1 protein-coding gene is annotated in these 2,011 nt (G+C 32.0%); it reads right to left on the bottom strand.

Annotated elements, in window-relative coordinates:
* A partial coding sequence (locus E6248_RS15690; RefSeq protein ID WP_316341701.1) for a carboxypeptidase regulatory-like domain-containing protein occupies positions 1-2,011 on the bottom strand: 2,011 nt, incomplete at both ends.

Here is a 2,011-nt window from a genome sequence, read left to right as displayed (position 1 = left end):
AAGCCATTAATTGCTGCTTCTAAAACTACCTTTGCTTCATTTACTTCTTCTTGTGTTGCATCAACTTTTGCTAATATTTCTTCAGCATTCTTTAATGCTCCTGTAAATGTTTTCCATGAATCATCAGTGTAATTTCCTTTAATCTTGTCCTTATTGTCATCATATACTTCTTGTAATTCACTCTTATCTATTGTTAATTCAGGTACATTTACTTCTAAAGTATAATGTACGTTATTAGCGCCATTATTTGACCACACTTCTACAATTATTATATTTTTTCCAGTAGTTACATTTACTTCTGTTGGATCAACTCCATCAGTTGTTTCTCCTTGAAGCTTTCCATCTTTATAAATTTTTATATCAGCAATTTCCGGCTTCTTATCATAATTTAGATGAATTTTTTCTGTATTAGCAGGCACATCTAAAGTATAGATAGCATCTTCTATTACTGCAGGATCAAATTCTGGAGACAATGCACCTTCACTTACCTCTAGATTATCTAAATAAGCTTGATCATTTGGATTTTCTCTTGAAATAATAAGCTGATAAGTCTTAGTGGTTACTCCGTCTTCGGCTGTTACCACAATTGGAATAATATTTTCATAAGCTCCTGTATCACCGCTTACAGAAAGTGGAACAGTTACTGAACCATTTATAAGAGGTTGATCATTAACCATTACACTTGCAAAGCCACTTCTTGCTTTTGGTGTAATTGTTACACTTTCAGTATCCCATGATGCACTATTGGTAGCACTATAATTATCTCCATCTTTTTTAAGTTCAAATCCCTCTGCTTGTAAGTCAAATAAATCAGCATCATTATAATCGTAAGGTATTCCAAGATTTACTCTAAAGTAATCTATAGAAATATCTCCAACGTTTGTTCCATTTTCAAAGAATAAAAACTTATCAAGATTTTTTCCTTGAGTTCTTAATGGCTGATTAGTTAATTTTGGTGTTGTCATATCATCTACGTATAAATCAAAGGTACCCGCATCAATATTAATAACATTTCTAATGATATACCAAGTATCCTCAGAATATTCTTGAATAGTAACTGTTTTACTAGATCCCTTCGCATTATGAGTAATTATATTACCTTTTGAAAATGCAAATGTTCCAATTGGATTTACTGAAGAAGGAGGGGTTGCTGAATTCCAATCACTTGAATTATATGAATACATACCAAACTGATTAGGAATATTAGTTTCTACTGCTGATCTTTTCACGCGTGCCTCAACAGTTACAATACCACTTAAGTTTTGATTATTTTTATTATAGAATCCTATATTTCCAGATGCAGTCTTATTCATCTTTAAATACTTATTACCATTTTCTTCTTCAATAATTTCAACAGATCCTTTTTCTGCTCCTGGATTAATAACTTCCCATTCATCATTACCACTAAATGTTCCTGTTTCATAGTCATCAAAATCAACATTTAGCTTATATTCAGCACTTGTGATATCCTTAGTAAGAATTATATCTACTGTAGTAGCCTTAGCAGGTTTTACTTCTATATTTTCAGCTTTATTTTCAAAGTAATCCTCTTTTTTAGCAGTTATAAAATAACCTTTCCCTACTGTAACATCAGTAAAAGTGAATTCTCCAGTAGAATTAGTCCTTATTGTTTTAATTTCTGTTCCTTCTTTAAAAAGTGTAACTGTAGCACCTTGCAAGCCTACACCACCAGATTTAATTTTCCCAGTTATAGTTCCAACTTTGGAAGTACTTTCACCAAGGGTAAGATCGACTCTATTAGCTTTACCACTAAGAATTTCAACTAATTTAAATTCACCATCAATATAGTTTTCACAAATTGCCTTTAGGTTATATGTTCCTGCAGTAACATCAGTAAATACATAGAATCCACGATTATCAGTTGTAGCAATAAGTGTTGGTTGCCCTTCTAGTAAAACCTTTGCCCCTTCAACTGGATCACCTTGATCATCATTTACGTAACCATTGATAATTCCTTTATCATTCTCACTTTCAAATCGAGCAACTCCAA

The organism is Clostridium sp. (assembly GCF_032552055.1).
Classification (GTDB): Bacteria; Bacillota; Clostridia; order Clostridiales; family Clostridiaceae; genus Clostridium.
Note: the sequence above shows the minus strand (reverse complement) of the source record. Positions and strands in the feature narration are given on the sequence as shown.